This is a genomic window from Caulobacter sp. 1776, assembly GCF_040545685.1.
Lineage (GTDB): Bacteria > Pseudomonadota > Alphaproteobacteria > Caulobacterales > Caulobacteraceae > Caulobacter.
In genome coordinates this window covers 345,313-365,651 of sequence record NZ_JBEPMI010000006.1, presented here as the reverse complement: position 1 = coordinate 365,651, position 20,339 = coordinate 345,313, and the positions used below count along the sequence as shown (strand labels likewise).

Here is a 20,339-nt window from a genome sequence, read left to right as displayed (position 1 = left end):
TGTGGTTAGGCGGTCTTCAGGTTCGGATGGACGATCGCGCCGTCACGGGTGACGACCGCGGCCTGCAGGATCTCGTCCTCGAAATTGGGGGCGAAGGCGCCCTCCTTCGTCGTGAACAGGGTCGCCAGGGCCACCAGGTTGCGGGCGTAGAGCGCGCTGGCGTCGGTGGCGATACGGCCGGGCAGGTTGGCGTGGCCGAGGATCTTGACGCCGTTGGCGGTCACGACCGTCTCGTTCAGCTTGGCGCCCTCGACATTGCCGCCCTGCTCGATGGCCAGGTCGACCAGGATCGAGCCCGCGCGCATCGAGGCCACCTGGGCGGCGCTGACCAGCTTGGGAGCCGGGCGGCCCGGGATCAGGGCCGTGGTGATGACGATGTCCTGCTTGGCGATGTGCGAGGAGACCAGCTCGGCCTGCTTGGCCTGGTACTCCTTGGACATCTCCTTGGCGTAGCCGCCGGCGGTCTGGGCGTTCTTGAACTCCTCGTCCTCGACGGCCAGGAACTTGGCGCCCAGCGACTCGACCTGTTCCTTGGTGGCCGGCCGCACGTCGGTGGCGGTGACGACGGCGCCGAGGCGGCGGGCCGTGGCGATGGCCTGCAGGCCGGCGACGCCGACGCCCATGATGAACACCTTGGCCGCGGCGACGGTGCCGGCGGCGGTCATCATCATCGGCAGGGCCTTGCCATAGGCCTCGGCGCCTTCGATCACGGCGCGATAGCCGGCGAGGTTGGCCTGGGACGAGAGCATGTCCATCACCTGGGCGCGGGTGATGCGCGGGATGAACTCCATGGCGATCGCGGTCGCGCCGGCCTTGGCCAGGGCGTCCAGCGTCTCCTTGTCCTGGTAGGGATTGAGCGCCGCGGCGACGATCGCGCCCTTCTTCAGCGCGCCGATCTCGGCGGCCTCGGGCGCGCGCACCTTGAACAGGACGTCGGCGTCCTTCAGGGCGTCCTTGGCCGTCTTGGCGATCGTCGCGCCAGCGGCCTCGTAGTCGGCGTCCGGATAGGACGCGGCCGTCCCCGCCCCCGCCTGCACCACCACCGAAAAGCCGGCGGCGCCGAGCTTCTTGACGGTTTCAGGCGTGGCCGCGACCCGCGTTTCGTTCGCGCGGGTCTCTTTCGTGACGGCGATGACGGCCATCGGCAATACCCCTCCCAGAGCGCTGTTTGCTCACCAGCATGGGGTGCTCTGTAGGGGATAGTCTTGCCTCTTGTCGAGGCTAGACATGTATCTCAGGGAGAGAATATGCCGATGTCCACCGGTGTCAGTGGGCGGGAGCGGGCTTTTCGCGCAGAGCCAGGATACCGACCGCGAGCAGCACGACGGCGGCGATAGCGCTACCAACGAAGCCGGTCGGGGTGCAGAACAGCAGGGTGATGAACAGCAGCAGGGTGGCGACCGCCAGCGAACCCCACTTGGTCATGCCGTTGAACGCCGCGAACGTCGCGGCTTGTTCCTGAATGTCCATCTCACCGCGTTGATAGTCGCCGGCCATGTTTCGTCCTTGGAAGCAGAAGGGAGGATACCGAGCCCGCCCGATACAACGGGGGGGCTTAAGCCTCAAGCGTGCGAATTGTCCCACGCCTCCTTAAGGAAGCGGGTGCGCACGGCTTCAACAGCCTGGTCGACCGTGATGTCCGCGATTCGCCCTTCCCCGCCGTCCAGGCGGGTGAGCCAGCGGGAATAGGCCGGCACCGGGGCGGTGCCCATCAGCCCGACGCACGGCGTGCCGACGGCCGCGGCCACGTTCAGCGGCCCGGAGTCGTTGCCGAGGAACCCGGCCGACAAGGCGATCAGGGCCGCGGACTGGTCCAGGGTCAGATCGCACGCCACGACATTGCCCGGCAGATCGCCGATGGCGACCCTCGCGGCCTCCGCCTCATGCGGGCCGCCGATCCAAAAGACCGTGCCGAACAGGTCGGCGAGGCGTGCGGACGTCTCGGCGAACCGCTCCGCGGGCCAGGTACGCGCGGGTTCGCTGGCGCCGACACCCAGGCTCAGCCAGGGACCAGGCTTGTCGGCGTAGCGAGCCTTCACGGCCTCGAGCGCCCTGGGGTCCAGCCTCAACTCGGGTTCGCGGCTGGTCACGACCAGGCCGTGCGCCTTCTCGAACGCCGCCAGCTTGTCGATCCGATGGGCCGGACGCATGGATCTGGGCAGATACGGCCCCGTGGTCAAGAAGCGCTCCTGGCCGTGCCCCAGGCCGAAGCCGCGCCGCTCGGGCACGCCGGCCAGGGCGGCGGCGATAGCGGGGCGGTCGATCTTCTCCAGGATCCAGATGGCGCGCGGCCGCTCGGCCCGGCAGATCTTCCAGAAGTCGATGACCTCGCGGACGCCCTTGAGCTTGCCCTTGTAGTTCAGGGCGTGGAGCACGCGCGCGACGCTCGGTTCGACAGCCAGCACCTCGGAAGCCCGGCTGGCGGGCCGCGCCACCAGCACCACCTTGCCCTCCGGCGTGGTCGCCGCGATCGCCCGGATGGTCGGCAGATGCCACATCAGGTCGCCGATCCCGCGATCGGGCGTGTAGACGAGGACGGGGCCAGCTTGGCGTTTCGCGTTCACGAAGGAGGGCTTAGCGGCGATCCCCGACGCTGTCATCTCCGGCCTCGCCCGCCGACATGGGCGGAGGCGAAAAAGGGGGTTGCCGGCGACAATGCCGCGCCGCAACCTTAGATAGCTTCAGCGAGCGTTTCGCCTGATCCTGAGGCGTGTCATATGTTCGGGGCTTGCATGAAGTGGATCGCGCGCGGGCTCGTCGCCCTGATGCTGTTGGCTACGGCGCCATCGGCCTTCGCGGCCGCCCCCTGGATCAAGGCGACCACGCAGCACTTCAATGTCTATGGCGCGATGGACGAGGCGGAGCTCCGTACGGTCGCCTCGGACCTGGAACGCTATCACCGGCTGCTGGCCGGGGTGATGCATGTGAATGAAAAGCTCGCCGCCGCCCGACTCGATGTCTATCTGGTGGCCGAGCGCGACGACCTGAAAGCGGTCGATCCCGATCTGGACGCGTTGGGCTTCTATCGCGCCGGCCCCGGTGGCCGGGCGGCTTTCGCGACCTGGAACGCCCTCGACCGTGACCAGGCGCGTCACGTCCTGCAGCACGAATACGCCCACCACTTCATCGCCCAGTACTTCACCTGGTCCTATCCGCTGTGGTTCCAGGAAGGCTTCGCCGAATATTTTGGCGCGACCACCGAGGCTGGCGACGCCTGGCGGCTGGGCGGCCCGATCGAGCGCCTGCCGGCGCTGGAGCGGGAGCCCTGGATCGGGATGGATGCGCTGCTTGACGCCCAGACCGACGCGCCGCGGCGGGGCATGGTCTACGCCCAGGGTTGGCTGCTGACGCACTACCTGCTGCGCGATCCGGCCCGGGCCGAGCAGCTCCAGGCCTATTTCACCGCCCTCCGCGAAGGCCAGGTCGAGCCCGAGGCGTTCACCACCGCCTTCAAGACCGACAAGGCGTCCCTGCAACGCCAGCTGACGACCTACGCCAAGTCTGGCATGACCATGACCGTCATCCCGATCAAGCCGCTCCCTGCGGCAGACATCACGGTGGCCGCCCTGCCCCCCTCGGCCGGCGACCTGCTGCTCGACTCCTTGCATCTGATGCGTGGCCGGCGCGGCGAGAGCGACGGCCAGGCCGCCGGCTATCTGAAAGCCATCGGCAAGAAGGCGGCGAAGTATCCCGGCGATCCGCTGGCCATCCGGACCCTGGCCCATGCCCAGCAGGTGTTCGGCGATCCCTCCGTGGCGGTCGAGCTGCTGAAGAGCGCCGATGCGCTCAACGCCGATCCCTACGGTCAGTACCTGCTGGGCGTGTCGTGGTTCGGCGTCGGCAAGCGCGATCCGGCCCGGCTCACCGAAGCCGCCAGCGAAGGCAAGAAGGCGCTGGCTCGGGCCCTAAAGCTGGACCCGACCTTCTATCCGGCCCTCTACCGCTATTCGCGCACCTTGCCAGAAGGCAGCGACGCGGTTCTGGACGCCCTGGTCCAGGCCCATCTGATGGCGCCGCAGGTTGACCAAATCCGAGTCGACGCGGTCATCGCTCTGCTGCGCAAGGGCGAGTACGACTCCGCCGCCGCCTTGATAAAACCGCTGGCCCAGTCGCCGCACCCAGACCTGAACGTCGCGGTCGCTCAGGTGCTGAGCGAGAAGGCCCTTGCCCGCCAGGCGCCCGGCGGCGATCAGGCGTTGATAGCCGAAGCGCGCGGCCGCCTGGAGAAGCTAGCTTCGGTCAAGCCCTAGGCGACGGGCGGGACGCGAGCGCCCTATCCCCACGTCGCCAGCAGTCCCCGCAACCCGGCCACAAACGCCAGCGGCTGGTCGATCATCACGTGGTGGTCGGCGTCGGGCAGGGGCAGCAGCCGCACGTCCTTCGGCATCTGCGCGATCATGTAGTCGAGCGTCTCGGCGTGCATCAGGTTCGAGCGCTCGCCCCACATCAGGGCCGCCGGGCAAGCGATCCTGGTCAGGAGGTCGCCGAGATCGGGCATCTTGAAGCGCTGCCAGATGGCGGGGTCGAACTTCCAGGTCCAACCGCCCTCGACTTCCTTCAACGAGCGCCGGGCGATGAAGTCGGCGATGTAGAGGTTCTCGCACGGCTGCGGCGGGGCCAGACGGAAACGGGTCAGGGCCTCTTCCAGCGTGTCATAGACCCGGTTGCCGGGCGCGGGACGCGGCGGCGGGCCCTTCCAGCGCTTCTCGGGCGGCTGGATGCTGCTGTCGGCCATGACCACCCCGCGCAGCCGGTCGGCGTGCAGGGCGGCGCAATAGAGGGTCGGAAAGCCGCCGAACGAGTGGCCGACCAGGATCGGCTTGATCCCGCCGGCCTCCAGTTGGGCGGCATCGATGGCGGCGAAGATTTCAGCCGCGAAGGTTTCGCCCGAATAGGCCTCGCGCCAGTCGCTGCCGCCCATGCCGGCCCAAGAGATCGCCGCCACGCGCCAGTCCTTGGAGAAGAACGGGGCGATGAAGCTCCACCAGTCGGCATGGGCGCCGTTGCCGTGCAGGAACAGCAGGCCCGGGTTGCCGACCTCGCCCCAGGTCAGGAGCTCGATATTGGCCCCGTCGACCGGGATCAGCGACCGCTCGGGCTCGTGGGCTATGGCCGCGTCGAACCAGGCCGGCGCGGGCGGCTTCGCCCCCGCGAACGGCGCGAGCAGCGAGGCGGGCTGGACTTGGTCGTCGGCCATCTCAGGCCTCGTCCTTGTAGGCCAGCTCGCCGGGGCGCGGCTTGCGGGGCGACAGGGCCTTGAAGACGCCGGTGCCAGTGATCAGGGTCCGATCGCCGGCCCAGATGCGGCCGCGCACGGTGAACAGCAGGTCCTCGTCGCCGATCAGCTCGCCCTCGCCCTCGACCCAGTCGCCCAGCTTGGCGCCCGACAGGAAGTCGCACATCAGCCGCACCGTCACCCAGCTGTAGGACCTCTGCAGCGAGATGATCCGGCCCCAGGCCATGTCGGCGAAGCTCATCAACATGCCGCCGTGGCAGTTGCCGAGGCCGTTGGTGTGATGCTCCTCGACCCGAAAGGCCAAGCGCGCCTGGCCGGGGCCCTCGCGGTGCTCGAACAGGGGACCGATCTGTCGGCCGAAGCCGCGCGACCAGTTCAGTTGGTCGAAGCCTTCAGGGATGGCGGCGGTCTGGGCGTCTGTCAGGTCGTCGGACATAAGGTCAGGCTAACGAGCGTTTGAACGAAGTGGAAGCCTTCCGTAAGGACGGGCCCTTGGCTGGCGTCTAACCTTTCGAAACGGGGAGACGGATGGGCCGAGCTCAAGACACCGATGAAGGCTTCGCCGCCTGGCTGGCGCCGCATCTGCCGATGCTGCACCGGACGGCGCGCGCCTTCGCCGAACGTCCCGACCAGCACGACCTGCTGCAAGAGATGACCTTGGCCCTGTGGAAGGCGCGTCCGAGGTTTCGCGACGAGAGCACGGCCGGGACCTTCGTCCACCGCGTGGCCCACAATGCCGCCCTCACCTGGCGGCGCGGCGAGAACCGCCGGCGGCTGCGCGGCGTGACGATCGAGGCCGAGCTGCTGACGCGCGACGCCGGGACCGACCCGCAAGGGGCTCTGCTGGAGCGGCTCTACGCGGCGATCCGCCAGCTGCCGCCGGTGGATCGGTCGCTGATCCTGCTGTCGCTGGACGGGGTGGCGTATGCCGAGATCGCCCGGCTGCACGGCCTGTCCGAAACCAATGTCGGGGCGCGCTTGACCCGTATCCGTCAGCGCGTCTCCAGCCTCGTGGAGGGCGCCGACGATGGACTTTAACGAACTCGAAGCCGCCTGGCGCTCGCCGGCCAACACGCCCGACGACAAGGCCCAGGCCTATCTGATGGAGACACTGATGCAGACGCTGAAGGCCCGCCGGCGCGGGGAACTGCTGTTCTTCGCCATCCCGGCGACGGCCATGACGATCTTCACGATCATCATGGCCCGAACGATCGCGACTGGCGGCATGGACGTCGACCGCGAATGGGGAGCCCTGGCCATGCTGGCCGTCTGCTGGGCGGTGCTGGCCGCCGTGCTGGTGGTCGGCATCCTGCTGCGCCACCGGGGAAGATCGGGAGACTCGCCCGTGCGCGACACGCTTTCCGACATGCTGGCCGCCAACCGCCGGGCGCGGGCCAATGTCCGAATCTTCTGGATGATGCTGCCGGTGTTCCTGACCCCGATGCTGGTCGGTGTCTCCCAGCTGCGCGAGGTCGGCAAGGCCAGCGAGCGGGACAGCTGGCAGATGCTGTTCGTGTTCGGCGTGGCCCTGGTGGCCAGCGTCGGCTGGAACACCGCGCGGTACTTCTGGGTGATGAAGCCCGAACAGCGGAAGCTGGAGGGGCTGCTGGCGGAGTATGAGTGACTCGCCAAAAGTCCGCTCTCCCCGGCGAAAGCCGGGGCCCAGATGGAGGGGCGCTGAAGCGGACTCCAGGATCGCGGAGCTCCTCCAATCAACTCAAGCGCTCTGGGATCTGGGTCCCGGCTTTCGCCGGGAAGAGCGGGCTAATGGATGCCCACCGCCGCTAACGCTTCCCGCTGCCGCTGCGCCACCGCCGCCTCCGAGAACCCGTCCAGCGACGCCTCGAACAGCGCCCGCCAATTGTGCCGCGCGCCAAGGTGCAGGAACGCCGCGCCTAGGCCGATCGCCGCCCGGTCCATGAACACGAACTCACGGGGAATGACGATGCCGCCCGCCGCCTTCAGCGCCTGGCGCACCTTGAAGGCTTCCCGGCGGCCGTATTCGCCGGGCGGAACGTCGTCGGCCACGGTGCGGACCCGGTCGTCCAGCAGCGGGCCGTAGATGAAGCGGGCCCAGACATTGAGAGTGTCGACCAGGTCGTCGGTAAGGCCCGTGAAGCCCCAGCTGCGGTAAGACTCCATCTGCTCGGCCCGGTCGTCGTTGGACAGGGCCCGATAGAGCCGCACCACGCCCGCCACGAACTTCGGCGGGAACACCCGGATACAGCCGAAGTCCAGCAGGTTCAGATGCGCCGCGCCTTCACCGCCAAACGTGTAGTTCCCCAGATGCGGGTCGCCGTGGATGATCCCGAGTTTGGTCATCGGGCTCCACCAGGCCTCGAACAGCAGAGCGGCGATGCGGTCGCGGACCTCCTGCGGCGCGTCCTTGAAGGCCATCAGGCCCTGGCCGTCCAGCCAGGTCATCGACAGCAGGCGCCCTGTGGATAACTCTGGAACCGGGGTTGGCGTGCGGATGTCGTCTCGCCCGGCGAAGAAGTTCGCGTACACGGCCATCAGCTTGGCTTCGCGGCCGTAGTCCAACTCCTCGCGCAGACGATCGCCGATCTCGACGATGGCCTCGGACGGGTCCAGCGCGCCGTCCATGCGCTTGATCAGGCCGACCAGGGCGCGCAGCTGGCCAAGATCGCTTTCGACCGCGCTCTGCATGTCCGGATATTGCAGCTTCACGGCCAGGGCGCGGCCGTCGTGGGCCACCGCGCGGTGCACCTGGCCGAGCGAGGCGGCCGCGACGGCCTCGTGCTCGAAGCTCTTGAACCTGGCCTGCCAGTCTGGTCCCAGCTCGGCCGCCATGCGCCGGCGCACGAACGGCCAGCCCATCGCCGGGGCGTTGGTCTGCAGCTCGGCCAGCTCCTTGGCGAATTCGGGCGGCAGGAGATCCGGCACGGTGGCGAACATCTGGGCCGCCTTCATCAGCGGCCCCTTCAGCCCGCCCAACGCCGCCTTCAACGCCTTGGCGTTGCGGGCGTCGGCGTCGTCGCCGCCGAACATCCGGTTGGCCCCGTAGGAGACCGCCGCGCCCGACAGCCCCGCGCCCACCTTGGCGAAGCGGGAAAGACGGCCCGACAGCCGGTCGCGTTCAGGATCCCGAGGATCGTCGGCCATCAGGCGAACTGGCTCGGGTCGTAGAAGAACCGCTCGCGGACGATGAAATCGCCCTCCCAATGCTGGTGGGCCAGCTCCTCGAAGCGCCGCGTCTTGCCGTCCTTGCCGGTCATGTGGAACACCCAGCGGATCACCACCTGGTCGCCGTCGTGGATCACGTCGCCGGCCGGCTCGGTCTCCATCTTCGACAGCCGCGCCAGGGCGGCCTTCTCGTGCTCGACCAGTACATCGCGGCCGACACGCGGCGGAGCGTTGTTCTCCTGCATCGTCGCGTGCGGCGCGTAGAAGCGTTCGATCGCCTCGACATGCTCGCCCCGAACCACGGTGGCGATGAAATCGGCCAGGCGTTCCTGGGTGGGCATGTCGCGTCGCTCCGTCAGACGAGGGCCTCGAACTCGTCCACCAGCCGCTCCAGCTGCGCGCAGCCGGCGGCCCAGAACGCCTTGTCCCTGGGATTCAGGCCGAAAGGGGCCAGGGCCTCGACATAGGTGCGCGTGCCGCCCGCCGCGAGGAGGTCCTCGTACAACGGCGCGAATTTCGCCGGATCCTCCCGACGCTTCTCCATCAGGCCGCGCACCAGGAGATCTCCGAACGCATAGGCGTAGACGTAGAACGGCGCATGGCAGAAGTGGCTGACATAGGCCCAGTAGTGCTCGTAGCCCTCGTTCAGCTTCACGGCCGGGCCCAGGCTCTCGCCCATCACCTCAAGCCACAGGCCGCCGATTTGGTCGGGCGACAACTCGCCCTCCTGTCGGGCCTCATGGAAGCGGCGCTCGAACCGGTGGAAGGCGATCTGGCGGACCACGGTGTTGAGGCCGTCCTCGATCTTGCCGGCCAGCAGGCCCTTGCGGTCGGCGGGCGTGGCCTCGGCCAACAGGCGGTCGAACACCAGGCCCTCGCCGAAGATCGAGGCGGTCTCGGCCAGGGTCAGGGGCGTGTCGGCCAGCAGGGTGCCCAGCGGCGCGCACAGGGTCTGGTGGACGGCGTGGCCCAGCTCGTGGGCCAGGGTCAGCACGTCGCGCCGCTCGCCCATGTAGTTCATGAACACGAACGGATGGCGGTCGGCGGTGACGGGATGGGCGAAGGCCCCCGACTGCTTGCCGGCGCGCGGACGGGCGTCGATCCACGGGCGGTCGAAGAACACCCGGGCGGTATTGGCGAACTTGGGGGCCAGGTCCTGGAAGCTTTCCAGCACCATGCCCCGCGCCTCGTCCCAGGCGAAGGCGCGCGGGGCGGCGGCGGTCAGCGGGGCGTTGCGGTCCCAGTAGTCCAGGCTCTCGCGGCCCATGACCTTGGCCTTCAGGGCGTAGTAGCGATGCGACAGTCGCGGATAGGCCTCGACCACCGCCTGCTCCAGAGCGTCGACCGCGTCGGCGTCGACCTCGTTGGCCAGATGTCGCGACTGGGCCGGATGATCGTAGCGCCGCCAGCGATCCTCGACCTGCTTCTCGAAGGCCAGTGTGTTCAGCACCAGGGCCTGGGTCGAGGCGCGCTCGGCCAGCGCCCTGGCCAGGCCGTCGGCGGCCGCCTTGCGACGCTCGACGCTAGGATCGGAGAGCCGGTTCAGGGCCTCGGGCAGGGTCAGGGTCTCGCTCCCGGCGCTCGTGGTCAGCTTGGCCAGGGTCTCGTCATAGAGGCGCACCCAGTTGGCGACGGCCGGAGCCTTGTCGACGATGAAACGCTCCAGCTCCGCCGACAGCTCATGCGGCCGCGACAGGCGCACGCGGCGCAGCCACGGCGCCCAGCGAGCGGCCTGGGGATGGGCTTCAAGCGCGGCGGCGATTTCGCTGTCCTCCAGCTGGTTCAGTTCCAGCGTGAAGAACAGGCTTTCGGCGGCGATCTGCGACGAGCGGGCCCGCAGGTCGCCCTCGAACTTGGCCCAGGCCGGGTCGTCGCGGGCCACGGCGGCGGCCAGGCTTGCATAGGCCCCGACGCTCCACAGGCCGTTGGTCGCCTGCTCGTAGAGGCCGACGCCGCGATCCAGCAGGACGCCCAGGCGTTGCGGTTCCTTGCGGGCCTCCAGGAACATCCCCTCCAGCGAGGCCAGTTCGTCATTGGCGGCCTTGGCGGCGGCGAGATCGGTTTCGATCCGAGGATCGTCACGACCGACATAGAGGTCGGCCAGATTCCATTCGGGCGGGGCGTCGGGCTTGAAGGGGGCGTTCATGGGCGTAGCAGATAGGCCTCCGCGCGGCCCTCGCGCAATGCGTCAGGCGTCGGGATAGCGTTTCTGGATCGGCTTGGGGGCCACGAGCTTCCAAGCCTGTCTCAGCAGCCCAGCCAGCTCGTCCGCCTCCACCCGCGCCAGCCGCACCAGCACCGCCGGATAGCCGCGATAGTGATCGTCGGTGAAGAACCGGTCCGGCGCCGCCTCCAGCAGCAGCTCCTTGGTCTCCATCGCGCAGCGGACGGCGATCACGCCTGGGACGAGCACCCGCTTGGCCTTGGGCTTTTCCCGCGCCAGGTAGCCCCAGGCCAGGCCCTTGCCGCCGACGTCATAGCCGAACTGCCCGCTCGTGCTGACGCTGGCGGTCACTTCCGGCAGGGCCAGGGCCAAGGCCATCAGCTGTTCGTCGTCGACCATGACCGCGCTCTCGCAAGACCTTGTTAAGGCTAAACCTTAAGGATCGCGACACGTCTGCGAAAGCCGATGTTTACCCGGGCCCTGTATCACTCTGAACCAACAAGAGCCCTGCTCCATGTGGGCGTGGCCGGTTCTGGTGGATGTGCCCAATGACCAAAACGGTCCTTGTCGTCGACGACGACCCGACGCAACGTCGGTTGATCCAGGCGGTGCTCGAGCGCGACGGTCGGGCCCTGTATCACTCTGAACCAACAAGAGCCCTGCTCCATGTGGGCGTGGCCGGTTCTGGTGGATGTGCCCAATGACCAAAACGGTCCTTGTCGTCGACGACGACCCGACGCAACGTCGGTTGATCCAGGCGGTGCTCGAGCGCGACGGTTTCGCCGTGGCTCACGCCGAAGGCGGTGACACCGCCATCGCGCACCTGACCTCGGGCGCGCCCGCGGACGTGATCCTGCTTGACCTCGTCATGCCCGGCCTGAGCGGCCAGGAGACGCTGAAGGAACTGCGCGCGCGCGGCTTCACCCAGCCCGTGATCGTGCTCACCGCCAGCGGCGGCGTCGACACCGTGGTCAAGGCCATGCAGGCCGGGGCCAGCGACTTCTTCATCAAGCCGGCTAGCCCGGAACGCATCACCGTCTCGATCCGCAACGCCCTGTCGATGGGCGACCTGAAAGGCGAGGTCGAACGCCTGACCAAGCGGGCCGGCGGCAAGACCACCTTCGCGGACCTGATCGGGACCTCACCGGTCATGACCATGGTCAAGCGTATGGGGGAGCGGGCGGCCAAGAGCGCCATCCCCGTGCTGATCACCGGCGAAAGCGGCGTCGGCAAGGAGCTGATCGCCCGCGCCGTGCATGGCTCGTCCGACCGTTCGGGCAAGCCGTTCGTGGCCGTCAACTGCGGCGCCATTCCCGAGAACCTCGTCGAGTCGATCCTGTTCGGCCACGAGAAGGGCTCGTTCACCGGGGCCAGCGACAAGCACCTGGGCAAGTTCAAGGAGGCTGACGGGGGCACCCTGTTCCTGGACGAGGTCGGCGAGCTGCCGCTGGATGTCCAGGTCAAGCTGCTGCGCGCGCTGCAGGAAGGCGAGATCGACCCGATCGGCTCTAAGCGCTCGCTGAAGGTCGATGTCCGCATCGTCTCGGCGACCAATCGCGACCTGCAGCAGGCCGTCTCGGCCGGGCGGTTCCGCGAGGACCTCTACTACCGGCTGAACGTCTTCCCGCTGGAGGCTCCCAGCTTGCGCGAACGCCGCGAGGACATTCCGGCCCTGGTCGAGGCGTTCATCCGCCGCTTCAACGTCGAGGAAGGCAAGCGCGTCATCGGCGCCTCGCCCGAGACCCTGCAGCTGCTGACCAGCTTCGACTGGCCGGGCAATGTGCGCCAGCTGGAAAACACCATCTATCGCGCCATCGTGCTGGCCGACGCGCCCTATCTGCAGCCGTACGATTTTCCGGCCATCTCGGGCCTAGCCGCGCCGATCGAGGCCGTCTCGATCGCGCCCGCGCCGCCGCCCGCCGCCATGCTGCAAGCCGCCCACGCCGCCATGTCGGCTCCGGCGGCCGACGCGCCGGTGCGCATCCTCGACGACCGCGGTCACCTGCGGACGCTGGAAGACATCGAGCGCGATCTCATCCAGCACGCGATCGACGTCTATGCCGGTCATATGAGCGAAGTGGCCCGCCGTCTCGGCATCGGCCGCTCGACCCTCTATCGCAAGGTCCGCGAGCAGGGCATCGAAGTTGACATGAAGGAAGCGGGCTGATGGCGACCATGATGATCTTCCGGCCCGTCTCGCGCGAGCAGCGTCTGAAGACCCTGCTGAAGCCCGCCCGCCCCGCGTCGGCAAAGCCGACGCGGTCTTGAAACAACCTGGGTCGGCAAAGCCGACGCGGTCTTGAAACAACCTGGGTCGGCAAAGCCGACGCGGTCTTGAAACAACCTGGGTCGGCGAAACCGACGCGGTCTTGAAGGCCGTCAAGCCGACAGCGCGAGCCTAGTCCAGGCCCTTAGTGTCCCGGAGCAACCAGGCTGAGGCCCGGTCGCTCTTCGGACTCTTCAGCCTGTTCCGCCTGCTCCTCGAGGCGGATCCAGCCCGGTCCGGAACGACGGGCCAGACCTTCGACCTCCAGCAGCTCGAGTTCGCGTCCGACGGCCACCGGAGTCACCGGACGACTCCAGCGGTGGTCGAGCTGACGCGCGATCTCCGCCTCGTTCAGGCCCGGCGCCTGGGCCAGGGTCATCAGGATCATGTCGCGGGTCGTGCGACCGCGTCGGCCGCGCTTGCCGGGCGTCGGCGGCGCGGGCGCGACCGGCGCGAACGACGGCGACTCGCCCGAAGACAGTCGCTCGGCCATGCCGGCCTGTTTCAGCGCGTCCAGCGCCAGGATGATCGCGCGCAGCTCACTCTCGAACGGGGCTTGAGCCCGCCGTTGCGCCTCGATCATACGGGTTTCCAGCTCCGTCTTTCGACGCAGCAGATATTGATAGGTCGTCGCCATTGTCCTTAGTCCGTTGAGCCGTGGGGCTCGCTCGGCGGCCGATCCAGGCTTTCGCCCGCGCGCATCGAGACGGAGGTCGCTGTGAGCAGCCGCGACCTAGAACCTCACAACAGGAAAGTCGTTAACTCTTTACAATTATTCACATTTTCGGCCGAGAGCGTTACCAAGGCCTTAACGACAATAGGCGAACGACAGTTTTTGGTAAGCCTTTGAGACGAAATCCTAGAGTGTATTCGTCCGCCGCTCGCGCCACGCCGCGATCATGGCGATAGTGAGGCCGACGGGCACGAGATGCGCCATCAGGCCGTTGATGAAATTGGGCAGCACGAAGTGTCCGCGCGGTCCGACCTGCGACAACGGCAACACGACATAGTTCATCACCAGATAGGTCGCGAGGCCGTAGCCCAGGCCCATGACCACCGGCCGCTTGGTCAGGACCGGCAGGCGCAGGCTGGCCAGCACATAGACCGCCACCATCACCGCCATGATGGCGAAGTGCAGGGTCAGGCCCAGAGCCGCGGTCTGGGCGCCGCCCTTGAACGCCGCCTTGCCCAGGAGGCCGCTGGCCACGGACTGGAAGATCCGCTCGGGCGCCACGCCCTTGGTGACGCCCCAGTAGATGCAGGCGTCGGCCATATCGAGGGTTCCGGCCACCGCGGTGGCCAGCAGAATGGTCAGCGCGATCCCGCGCCGTGACTTGACGGTATCCATGGGTTCCTCCCCGTTCATGGGCAGGAGTTAACCGCGGAACGGCGTTTCCGCCGCCAGGCCCGGTCGCGCCAGAATCAGCCTTCGTCGCTTTCCGGCTCGGCTCGCGGCCGTTCGCGCCGGCCGAAGCCCTTACCGCGCTTCATCGGCTTGGCTTCCCCCTTCGCCTTGCGGGCGATTTCCTTGAGCTTGATGGCCTGGTTGCCTGACAAGGCCTGGCCGCGCGCGCCCTTTTCCGGATCGGCGAAGGCCCGGCCATAGGTCTCGACGCGCTGGGCGACGCTGGTCAGGAACTCACCCTCCCATTCGGAGAGCTCGACGCCGGTCTTCTCGGCGGCGCGGCGGGCGCGCTTGAGCGCGTTCAGCGCGGCCCGCTTGGCCTGTTCTTTCGGATCGGGCGGCTTGGCGCGCATGTCGAGACGACTATCCCCGACCTGGCGCGCCCGCGCACGTCAAAAAACCGGCGACTTAGATCTCGCCGATCGCCGACATGTAGAGGTCGAAGATCGCGTCCTCTTCCTGGCGCTTGGCGCGGTCCTGCTTGCGGATCCGGACCACCTTCTTGAGGATCTTGACGTCGAAGCCGTTGCCCTTGGCCTCGGCGTAGACCTCCTTCATCTGCTCCATGATCTCGGTCTTTTCGACCTCGAGCCGCTCGACGCGGTCGATGATCGACTTCAGCTGACCCTGGGCGGTCGAGTTCAGTACGTCAGCGTGAGGAACGGCGTCGTCGGCCATGCGGAGGTCTCGCGGAAAGGCAGGATTTCAAGAGGCGCGGAACCTAGTTCGAAGCCGCGCCCCTGGGAAGCGCGATTCAGCGACCTTCCACTACCTTCCTTCGACCCTGGCTCGCGCGATCTCGGCGAGAGCGGCGAGGTCGAGGTCCTTGTCGTCGCCGCCCAGCAGCGATTCCAGGCTGGCCTCGGCCAGGTCCGCCAGGGGCATGGACAGGCCCTTGGCCTCGGCGGCGTCCAGCACCAGGCGCACGTCCTTCAGGCCCAGCTCGGCGGCGAAGCCGGGCGGGGTGTAGCGGCGCTCGGCGATCATGCCGCCATAGATCTTGTAGATTGGCGCGTTGAAGATCGTGCTCGACAGCATGTCCAAGAGATCGGGCGCCTCGACGCCATAGGCCTCGCCCAGCGCCACGGCCTCGCCCATGGCCTCGATGGCCGAGACGATCATGAAGTTGCCGGCCAGTTTCAGGGCGGTGGCGCGGACCGGATCCTCGCCCAGCGGCCAGACCTTGGCGGCCAGCAGATCCAGCACCGGCTGGGCCTTGGCCACGGTGTCCGGCGCGCCGGCGGCCAGGACGTTCAGGGCCCCGGCCTGGGCCATGGGCGGACGGCCGAACACCGGCGCGGCGACATAGCCCAGGCCCAGCTCGGCGTGCAGGGCCGAAAGCTCGGCGGCCAGGGCGGTCGAGATGGTGGCCAGGTTGACGTGGATCCGGCCCTTGGGCGCCCGGGCCAGCGCGCCGCTGTCGAGCAGCACCTCGCGGATGGCCTCGTCGTTGGCCAGCATGGAGAGGACGATGTCGGCGGCGAACGTCTCGTCCACGGTCGCGGCGACGGTCGCGCCCTCGGCGGCCAGGGTGTCGACGATGGCGCGCGAGCGGTTCCACACCGTCACCGTCACGCCCTTGGCCAGCAGGTTCCGAACCATGGCCGCGCCCATGGCGCCCAGGCCGATAAAACCGACGTTCATGCGAGATCTCCCTGATCTGGGGTCAGAGCAGGCCGTGCCGCTCCACGACCGCGCGAAGCTCGGTCGGATCGGTGAAGTGGTGCGTGTGGAAGCCGATGTCCATGGCCGTCTGGATATTGGCGGCGCTGTCGTCGATGAACAGCAGGTCGGCCGCCTCGAGCCCGGTGCGCTCCAGCACGATCTCGTAGATGCGCCGGTCAGGCTTGATCACCTTCTCGTCGCCCGAAACCACCGCGTCGCGGAACAGGCCGAAATGGGCGGGCGAGATGGCCTGGACCACCGGCCACTTGCTCTGGGGCATGTTGGTCAAGGCGTATTGCGGCACGTCACGGGCGGCCAGGGCCTCGATCACCGCGGCGGTCTCGGGCACCGGCCCAGACAGCATCTCGCCGAAGCGCTCGTCCCAAGCCCGGATCTGGTCCGCGTGCTCGGGGAAGCGCGCGATCAGCGGCGCGGCGTTCTCCGGGAAGCCGACGCCACGGTCATGCTCGACGTGCCAATCCAGGGTGCAGACATGCGAAAGGAACCGGTCGATATCGACCGGTTCCTTGAAGATCTTCGCATACAGCGCGCGGGGATCCCAGCGCACGATGACGTTGCCGACGTCCCAGAGAACGGCTCTGGGACGACGCGTCATCAGCCTTGCTTGGCTTTGAAGCGCGGGTCGGTCTTGTTGATGATGTAGATGACGCCCTTGCGGCGCACCATCTTACAGTCGCGGTGGCGACCCTTCAGCGACTTCAGCGAGCTGCGAACCTTCATGACCGTCTCTGTCTGTACTCAGCGGAGAGGTTCGGGCGCGCACAAGATGACGGCCGGAACATCCGGGTGTTTCGGAGGCGGTGCGTATAAGCAGGACGCGGGTTGGAGTCAATGCGTTCCGGGGCTTTTCACGCAAGCGTTGGAGGGAACTTCACCCGTCTGGCGCGCTTGTGATTGATGCAATCCCTCGAACGCCGGTAGCTTCCGCCCCATGGCCATGGATCGTCGCGTCTTTCTCGTCCTTCTTCTCGCCGGCTGCGCGGACACCTCGCCGCAGGGGCCGCTGACCGCGGTCACGCCGCCCGCGCTCACGCCGGAACCGCGGACGCCCAGTGCGCCGGCCCCCACGCCGGCGACGCCCGTGCCGGCCGGGGAGCTGGCTTTCGACACCTGGCTGGCCGACTTCCGCGTCCGCGCCCTGGCCGCCGGCCTGTCGGCGGAACTGCTGGATCGCGAGCTGGCCGGCGTCACGCCCGATCCCAAGGTCATCAGCCTGGACAGCCGCCAGCCGGAGTTTTCCAAGCCGGTCGGCGACTATATCAAGGGCGTGATCAGCGACGACCGCGTCGCCGCCGGCCGGCGCAAGCGCGAGGAACTGGCCTTCCTGCCGACCATCGAGGCCCGCTATGGCGTGCCGCGCGACATCCTCCTGGCCGTCTGGGCCATGGAGTCGGCGTTCGGCCAGCTGCAGGGCAATTTCGATGTGGTCCGCTCGATGGTCAGCCTGGCCGCCGACGGCCGCCGCCGCGCCTGGGCCGAGGGCGAACTGATCGCCGCGCTCAAGATCATCGATTCCGGCGAGGTCACCCGCCAGCAGCTGCGCGGCTCGTGGGCCGGGGCCATGGGCCAGACCCAGTTCATCCCGTCCAGCTATCGCTCGACCGCCGTCGATTTCGACGGCGACGGTCGGCGCGACATCTGGGGCTCTGACGCCGACTCGCTGGCCTCGGCCGCCAACCTGCTGGCCAAGGGCGGCTGGAAGCCGGGCGTGGGCTGGGCCAAGGAGGTGATCCTGCCGGCCGGCTTCGACTATTCGGTCACCGAGGGCCCGCGCGACGTTCCGGCCGTCTGGGAGGCCAAGGGCGTGCGCCGCGCCGACGGGTTGCCTTGGACCGCCGCCGACGCCGCCTCGCCGGCCATGCTGATCCTGCCGGCGGGCGCGACGGGTCCGGCGTTCCTGGCCCTGCCGAACCACTTCGCGATCCGCACCTACAACAACTCGACCTCTTACGCCCTGGGCATCGGCCTGCTGGCCGACCGCTTCGGCGGCGGCGAGCCGCCGGTGACCCCATGGCCGGTCGAGACGCCACTTTCGATGTCGGACCGCATGGCCGCCCAGATCGCCCTGGCCCGCGTCGGCTTCAATCCCGGTCCCGCCGACGGCGTCATCGGCGCCGGCACCCGCAAGGCCCTGCGCGCCTGGCAGCAGAGCCAGCAGCTGCCGGCCGACGGTTATCTGTCGAACGACATGGTCGCGCGGCTGAAGGCCCAGGCCGGGATCACGCCGTAGCGACCTCCATCCAGATGCTCCGGCTCTCGCCCGGCGCCAGCGTCACCATCCCCGTCTCCCCCTCCCCGAACGGGTTCGGCCGGCTGGCGCACGGCTCGACGCAGAGATAGGCCTCGCCCGGCGGGACATAGACGTGCAGCCAGCGGCAATCGGCCGAGGCGGTGATCACGGTGTCCGGCGCGCCCGGCGCGCTCAGCACGGCCCGCTGGTTCCAGCCGGTGTAGCAGTGGTCGATCAGATCATGCCCCTCGACCGCGGCGCCCGCCGCCCAGTCCGGTCCCCAGATCCCGGGATGATGCTCGGTCGGAAAAGCGTCCGCGTCGATCAGCCAGACGCCGTCGTTTGCCGCCGTTAGCGTCTCGCCCGGACGACGCGGAAAGTAGGGATGGAAACCCAGCCCCGCCGGCATGGGCGCGTCGCCGGTGTTGATCACCGTCAGCGCGACGCGGCAGCTCGTCTCGCTCAGCACGAACCGCTGCTCGGCGCGGTAGGCCCACGGCCAGGCGTCCGGCGCATGGTCGTAGGACAGCAGCGCCTCGCCGGCCCCGGCCTTTTCCACCGTCCAGGCCGCGCGCCAGCCCTGGCCATGCAGGGCATGCGGATGGCCGGCCAGGTTCGGCGGCAGCGCCACCTCGCGCCCCTCGAAGACGAAGCGTCCGTTCGGGATGCGATTGCAGAACGGGACCAGCGGGAAGCTGGCCGTCAGCAGGGCGTCGCTGGCGCCCTCCGCCATCGGTCGCAGCACATCGCGACCAGCGGCCGTGAAGGCGGCGATCGCGCCGCCGACCTCGGGCGCCAGAACCAGGCGGGCCGGCCCCTTCTCGATAGCGGTCATGCTGGCGGCTCTCTCCAAAGAACTGAAGGGCCGCATCGGTAGGATCATTCGCCGTTCAGGCCAAGTCTCGCGGTCGCGGTCCCGGCGTCTTGCATTGCCTCCCCGACGCAAGTTCAACTGCGCCCATGGTCGAGACCCTCTCCGCAAAAGACGCGCGGCGCATCGCGCTGGCGGCGCAGGGCTTCGGGCGCCCGCGCCCGGCCACGCCCGGCAAGCGCCATCTCCTGTCCACGATCGAAGCTCTGGGCGTCGTGCAGATCGACTCGGTCAATGTCGTCTCGCGCTCCCACTACCTGCCACTGTTCTCGCGCCTCGGATCCTACGACCGGGCGCTGCTGGAGGACCTGGCCTGGGGCAAGAAGCCGGCGCTGGTGGAATATTGGGCGCACGAGGCCTCGCTAACCCCGCTCGCCACCCATCCCCTGCTGCGCTGGCGGATGCGGGACGCGGCCGAGGGCGTCGGCGTCTGGAAGGGCGTGGCCGCCTTCCTGCGCAGCCACGCCGACTTCATCCAGCAAGCCCTCGACACCGTCGCCGAACGCGGCCCTTTGGCGGCGTCCGAGCTGGAGCTGGGCGCCAAGGGCGAAGGCGGCTGGTGGGGCTGGAGCGAGGGCAAGCGGGCCATGGAGTGCCTGTTCTGGACCGGCCGGCTGACCACCGCCACGCGGCGGGGCGGCTTCGAGCGCGTCTACGGTCTGCCCGAGCGCGTGCTGCCCAAAGCCATCCTCGACACCCCGACACCGGATCGCGCCGAGGCCTGCCGCGAACTTCTGAAGATCTCGGCCCGCGCCATGGGAATCGCGACCGAACGCGACCTGAGAGATTACTTCCGCCTGGGCTTGACCGACGCCCGCGATGGCGTCGCGGCGCTGGTCGAGGCCGGTGTGCTGAAGAAAGTCGCGGTGAAGGGCTGGGACCAGCCGGCCTATCTATGGCCCGACGCGCGCCGTCCGCGGTCGATCAAGGCCAACGCCCTGCTCTCGCCGTTCGACAATCTGATCTGGTTTCGCGAGCGCACCGAGCGAATGTTCGGCGTGCGGGTGCGGCTGGAGATCTACACTCCGGCCCACAAGCGCACCCATGGCTACTACGTGCTCCCATTTCTGCAGGACGAGGCGATCACCGCCCGCGTCGATCTGAAGGCCGACCGCAAGGCCGGCAAGCTGCTGGCGCTGGCCGCCCACGCCGAACCGGGCGCAAATGAACAGACCGCTCCCCGGCTCGCCGAACAGCTGGCCCTCATGGCGTCGTGGCTGGGGCTGTCCGGCGTGGAAGTTCGCCCGTCGGGAGATCTCGCACCCAGTCTGGGTGCAATCGTCCGCACGCGGGCGTGATGACGGCTCGACCGGACTGTAAAGCATTGTAAAAAAGCC

Annotated in this window: 23 protein-coding genes and 2 pseudogenes; 8 read left to right on the top strand and 17 right to left on the bottom strand. The window is 68.4% G+C overall.

The window, feature by feature from the left end; all coding sequences use genetic code 11:
* Nucleotides 1-5 precede the first annotated feature (5 nt).
* The 3 genes from ABIC66_RS17925 to ABIC66_RS17915 form a co-directional block, all read right to left on the bottom strand.
* Nucleotides 6-1,148: a Re/Si-specific NAD(P)(+) transhydrogenase subunit alpha gene (locus ABIC66_RS17925; RefSeq protein ID WP_354071753.1), complete on the bottom strand. Its 1,143-nt coding sequence runs from the start codon at nucleotides 1,146-1,148 to the stop codon at nucleotides 6-8.
* Between the two features lie 118 nt (nucleotides 1,149-1,266).
* Nucleotides 1,267-1,497, bottom strand: a complete 231-nt coding sequence (locus ABIC66_RS17920) for an aa3-type cytochrome c oxidase subunit IV (RefSeq protein WP_354071752.1) — start codon at nucleotides 1,495-1,497, stop codon at nucleotides 1,267-1,269.
* Between the two features lie 65 nt (nucleotides 1,498-1,562).
* Nucleotides 1,563-2,498: a glycosyltransferase family 9 protein gene (locus tag ABIC66_RS17915; protein WP_354072007.1), complete on the bottom strand. Its 936-nt coding sequence runs from the start codon at nucleotides 2,496-2,498 to the stop codon at nucleotides 1,563-1,565.
* 234 nt (nucleotides 2,499-2,732) lie between these two features.
* On the opposite strand from ABIC66_RS17915, the gene ABIC66_RS17910 reads away from it, so the two are divergent.
* A complete protein-coding gene (locus tag ABIC66_RS17910; RefSeq protein ID WP_354071750.1) occupies nucleotides 2,733-4,250 on the top strand; it encodes a tetratricopeptide repeat protein in 1,518 nt (505 codons plus the stop codon).
* A 23-nt stretch (nucleotides 4,251-4,273) separates the two neighbouring features.
* On the opposite strand, the gene ABIC66_RS17905 is transcribed toward ABIC66_RS17910, so the two are convergent.
* Nucleotides 4,274-5,197: an alpha/beta fold hydrolase gene (locus ABIC66_RS17905; RefSeq protein ID WP_354071749.1), complete on the bottom strand. Its 924-nt coding sequence runs from the start codon at nucleotides 5,195-5,197 to the stop codon at nucleotides 4,274-4,276.
* A gap of 1 nt (nucleotide 5,198) precedes the next feature.
* The gene (locus tag ABIC66_RS17900; RefSeq protein WP_354071747.1) at nucleotides 5,199-5,672 is read right to left on the bottom strand and encodes a PaaI family thioesterase; all 474 of its coding nucleotides are present in this window, start codon (nucleotides 5,670-5,672) and stop codon (nucleotides 5,199-5,201) included.
* Nucleotides 5,673-5,764: 92 nt separating this feature from the next.
* On the opposite strand from ABIC66_RS17900, the gene ABIC66_RS17895 reads away from it, so the two are divergent.
* Nucleotides 5,765-6,274, top strand: coding sequence for an RNA polymerase sigma factor (locus ABIC66_RS17895; protein WP_354071745.1), 510 nt, complete (start codon nucleotides 5,765-5,767; stop codon nucleotides 6,272-6,274).
* Nucleotides 6,264-6,860, top strand: a complete 597-nt coding sequence (locus ABIC66_RS17890) for a hypothetical protein (RefSeq protein ID WP_354071743.1) — start codon at nucleotides 6,264-6,266, stop codon at nucleotides 6,858-6,860. Before ABIC66_RS17895 ends, ABIC66_RS17890 begins: the two co-directional genes overlap by 11 nt.
* 140 nt (nucleotides 6,861-7,000) lie before the next feature.
* On the opposite strand, the gene ABIC66_RS17885 is transcribed toward ABIC66_RS17890, so the two are convergent.
* The 4 genes from ABIC66_RS17885 to ABIC66_RS17870 are packed head-to-tail and all read right to left on the bottom strand — an operon-like array spanning nucleotide 7,001 to nucleotide 10,943.
* Complete coding sequence (locus ABIC66_RS17885; protein ID WP_354071741.1) at nucleotides 7,001-8,359, bottom strand: ABC1 kinase family protein; 1,359 nt, start codon at nucleotides 8,357-8,359, stop codon at nucleotides 7,001-7,003.
* A complete protein-coding gene (locus tag ABIC66_RS17880) occupies nucleotides 8,359-8,721 on the bottom strand; it encodes a nuclear transport factor 2 family protein (protein WP_354071739.1) in 363 nt (120 codons plus the stop codon). The genes ABIC66_RS17885 and ABIC66_RS17880 overlap by 1 nt, the downstream gene beginning before the upstream one ends.
* Before the next feature lie 14 nt (nucleotides 8,722-8,735).
* Nucleotides 8,736-10,526: a M3 family oligoendopeptidase gene (locus ABIC66_RS17875; RefSeq protein WP_354071738.1), complete on the bottom strand. Its 1,791-nt coding sequence runs from the start codon at nucleotides 10,524-10,526 to the stop codon at nucleotides 8,736-8,738.
* Nucleotides 10,527-10,568: 42 nt separating this feature from the next.
* The gene (locus ABIC66_RS17870; RefSeq protein ID WP_354071736.1) at nucleotides 10,569-10,943 is read right to left on the bottom strand and encodes an MmcQ/YjbR family DNA-binding protein; all 375 of its coding nucleotides are present in this window, start codon (nucleotides 10,941-10,943) and stop codon (nucleotides 10,569-10,571) included.
* A gap of 149 nt (nucleotides 10,944-11,092) precedes the next feature.
* Between ABIC66_RS17870 and ABIC66_RS24265 the strand changes: the two are divergent.
* The 3 genes and pseudogenes from ABIC66_RS24265 to ABIC66_RS17860 all read left to right on the top strand — a co-directional run.
* A pseudogene (locus ABIC66_RS24265) lies at nucleotides 11,093-11,191 on the top strand (hypothetical protein); the annotation flags it as partial.
* A gap of 53 nt (nucleotides 11,192-11,244) precedes the next feature.
* The gene (locus tag ABIC66_RS17865; protein ID WP_354071734.1) at nucleotides 11,245-12,711 is read left to right on the top strand and encodes a sigma-54-dependent transcriptional regulator; all 1,467 of its coding nucleotides are present in this window, start codon (nucleotides 11,245-11,247) and stop codon (nucleotides 12,709-12,711) included.
* A gap of 8 nt (nucleotides 12,712-12,719) precedes the next feature.
* The gene (locus tag ABIC66_RS17860) at nucleotides 12,720-12,812 is read left to right on the top strand and encodes a hypothetical protein (RefSeq protein WP_502910374.1); all 93 of its coding nucleotides are present in this window, start codon (nucleotides 12,720-12,722) and stop codon (nucleotides 12,810-12,812) included.
* Between the two features lie 143 nt (nucleotides 12,813-12,955).
* Here ABIC66_RS17860 and ABIC66_RS17855 read toward each other — a convergent pair whose 3' ends face one another.
* The 7 genes from ABIC66_RS17855 to ykgO all read right to left on the bottom strand — a co-directional run bounded on the left by ABIC66_RS17855 (nucleotide 12,956) and on the right by ykgO (nucleotide 16,621).
* Nucleotides 12,956-13,447 (bottom strand): hypothetical protein, encoded by a 492-nt coding sequence (locus ABIC66_RS17855; RefSeq protein WP_354071730.1) that lies wholly within the window; start codon nucleotides 13,445-13,447, stop codon nucleotides 12,956-12,958.
* 222 nt (nucleotides 13,448-13,669) lie between these two features.
* Nucleotides 13,670-14,158, bottom strand: coding sequence for a hypothetical protein (locus tag ABIC66_RS17850; RefSeq protein ID WP_354071729.1), 489 nt, complete (start codon nucleotides 14,156-14,158; stop codon nucleotides 13,670-13,672).
* Nucleotides 14,159-14,232: 74 nt separating this feature from the next.
* The gene (locus ABIC66_RS17845) at nucleotides 14,233-14,568 is read right to left on the bottom strand and encodes a hypothetical protein (RefSeq protein ID WP_354071727.1); all 336 of its coding nucleotides are present in this window, start codon (nucleotides 14,566-14,568) and stop codon (nucleotides 14,233-14,235) included.
* A gap of 55 nt (nucleotides 14,569-14,623) precedes the next feature.
* Nucleotides 14,624-14,893, bottom strand: a complete 270-nt coding sequence (gapR, locus tag ABIC66_RS17840; RefSeq protein ID WP_354071725.1) for a nucleoid-associated protein GapR — start codon at nucleotides 14,891-14,893, stop codon at nucleotides 14,624-14,626.
* A gap of 90 nt (nucleotides 14,894-14,983) precedes the next feature.
* Nucleotides 14,984-15,859: an NAD(P)-dependent oxidoreductase gene (locus ABIC66_RS17835; RefSeq protein WP_354071723.1), complete on the bottom strand. Its 876-nt coding sequence runs from the start codon at nucleotides 15,857-15,859 to the stop codon at nucleotides 14,984-14,986.
* 22 nt (nucleotides 15,860-15,881) lie between these two features.
* On the bottom strand, nucleotides 15,882-16,496 hold the full coding sequence (locus tag ABIC66_RS17830) for an HAD family hydrolase (RefSeq protein WP_354071721.1): 615 nt from the start codon (nucleotides 16,494-16,496) through the stop codon (nucleotides 15,882-15,884).
* A complete protein-coding gene (gene ykgO, locus ABIC66_RS17825) occupies nucleotides 16,496-16,621 on the bottom strand; it encodes a type B 50S ribosomal protein L36 (RefSeq protein ID WP_004616427.1) in 126 nt (41 codons plus the stop codon). Before ykgO ends, ABIC66_RS17830 begins: the two co-directional genes overlap by 1 nt.
* Nucleotides 16,622-16,832: 211 nt before the next feature.
* Between ykgO and ABIC66_RS17820 the strand changes: the two genes are divergently transcribed.
* Nucleotides 16,833-18,131 (top strand): lytic murein transglycosylase, encoded by a 1,299-nt coding sequence (locus ABIC66_RS17820; RefSeq protein WP_354071719.1) that lies wholly within the window; start codon nucleotides 16,833-16,835, stop codon nucleotides 18,129-18,131.
* Here the strand turns inward: ABIC66_RS17820 and ABIC66_RS17815 are convergent.
* Nucleotides 18,121-18,966: an aldose 1-epimerase gene (locus ABIC66_RS17815; RefSeq protein ID WP_354071717.1), complete on the bottom strand. Its 846-nt coding sequence runs from the start codon at nucleotides 18,964-18,966 to the stop codon at nucleotides 18,121-18,123. The two genes, ABIC66_RS17820 and ABIC66_RS17815, sit on opposite strands and share 11 nt — an antisense overlap.
* Nucleotides 18,967-19,091: 125 nt before the next feature.
* Between ABIC66_RS17815 and ABIC66_RS17810 the strand changes: the two are divergent.
* Nucleotides 19,092-20,322 (top strand): annotated as a pseudogene (locus ABIC66_RS17810) (winged helix-turn-helix domain-containing protein).
* The last annotated feature ends 17 nt before the right edge of the window (nucleotides 20,323-20,339 follow it).

Excerpts from the sequence above, each read along its gene's own strand:
- ABIC66_RS17835 (WP_354071723.1), bottom strand. The coding sequence starts at position 15,859 with ATGAACGTCGGTTTTATCGGCCTGGGCGCCATGGGCGCGGCCATGGTT.
- ABIC66_RS17895 (WP_354071745.1), top strand. The coding sequence starts at position 5,765 with ATGGGCCGAGCTCAAGACACCGATGAAGGCTTCGCCGCCTGGCTGGCG.
- ABIC66_RS17830 (WP_354071721.1), bottom strand. The coding sequence starts at position 16,496 with ATGACGCGTCGTCCCAGAGCCGTTCTCTGGGACGTCGGCAACGTCATC.
- ABIC66_RS17885 (WP_354071741.1), bottom strand. The coding sequence starts at position 8,359 with ATGGCCGACGATCCTCGGGATCCTGAACGCGACCGGCTGTCGGGCCGT.
- ABIC66_RS17920 (WP_354071752.1), bottom strand. The coding sequence starts at position 1,497 with ATGGCCGGCGACTATCAACGCGGTGAGATGGACATTCAGGAACAAGCC.
- ABIC66_RS17910 (WP_354071750.1), top strand. The coding sequence starts at position 2,733 with ATGAAGTGGATCGCGCGCGGGCTCGTCGCCCTGATGCTGTTGGCTACG.
- ABIC66_RS17870 (WP_354071736.1), bottom strand. The coding sequence starts at position 10,943 with ATGGTCGACGACGAACAGCTGATGGCCTTGGCCCTGGCCCTGCCGGAA.
- ABIC66_RS17900 (WP_354071747.1), bottom strand. The coding sequence starts at position 5,672 with ATGTCCGACGACCTGACAGACGCCCAGACCGCCGCCATCCCTGAAGGC.
- ABIC66_RS17860 (WP_502910374.1), top strand. The coding sequence starts at position 12,720 with ATGATGATCTTCCGGCCCGTCTCGCGCGAGCAGCGTCTGAAGACCCTG.
- ABIC66_RS17855 (WP_354071730.1), bottom strand. The coding sequence starts at position 13,447 with ATGGCGACGACCTATCAATATCTGCTGCGTCGAAAGACGGAGCTGGAA.
- gapR (WP_354071725.1), bottom strand. The coding sequence starts at position 14,893 with ATGGCCGACGACGCCGTTCCTCACGCTGACGTACTGAACTCGACCGCC.
- ABIC66_RS17890 (WP_354071743.1), top strand. The coding sequence starts at position 6,264 with ATGGACTTTAACGAACTCGAAGCCGCCTGGCGCTCGCCGGCCAACACG.
- ABIC66_RS17850 (WP_354071729.1), bottom strand. The coding sequence starts at position 14,158 with ATGGATACCGTCAAGTCACGGCGCGGGATCGCGCTGACCATTCTGCTG.
- ABIC66_RS17875 (WP_354071738.1), bottom strand. The coding sequence starts at position 10,526 with ATGAACGCCCCCTTCAAGCCCGACGCCCCGCCCGAATGGAATCTGGCC.
- ykgO (WP_004616427.1), bottom strand. The coding sequence starts at position 16,621 with ATGAAGGTTCGCAGCTCGCTGAAGTCGCTGAAGGGTCGCCACCGCGAC.
- ABIC66_RS17815 (WP_354071717.1), bottom strand. The coding sequence starts at position 18,966 with ATGACCGCTATCGAGAAGGGGCCGGCCCGCCTGGTTCTGGCGCCCGAG.
- ABIC66_RS17865 (WP_354071734.1), top strand. The coding sequence starts at position 11,245 with ATGACCAAAACGGTCCTTGTCGTCGACGACGACCCGACGCAACGTCGG.
- ABIC66_RS17880 (WP_354071739.1), bottom strand. The coding sequence starts at position 8,721 with ATGCCCACCCAGGAACGCCTGGCCGATTTCATCGCCACCGTGGTTCGG.
- ABIC66_RS17915 (WP_354072007.1), bottom strand. The coding sequence starts at position 2,498 with ATGTGGCATCTGCCGACCATCCGGGCGATCGCGGCGACCACGCCGGAG.
- ABIC66_RS17905 (WP_354071749.1), bottom strand. The coding sequence starts at position 5,197 with ATGGCCGACGACCAAGTCCAGCCCGCCTCGCTGCTCGCGCCGTTCGCG.
- ABIC66_RS17845 (WP_354071727.1), bottom strand. The coding sequence starts at position 14,568 with ATGCGCGCCAAGCCGCCCGATCCGAAAGAACAGGCCAAGCGGGCCGCG.
- ABIC66_RS17820 (WP_354071719.1), top strand. The coding sequence starts at position 16,833 with ATGGCCATGGATCGTCGCGTCTTTCTCGTCCTTCTTCTCGCCGGCTGC.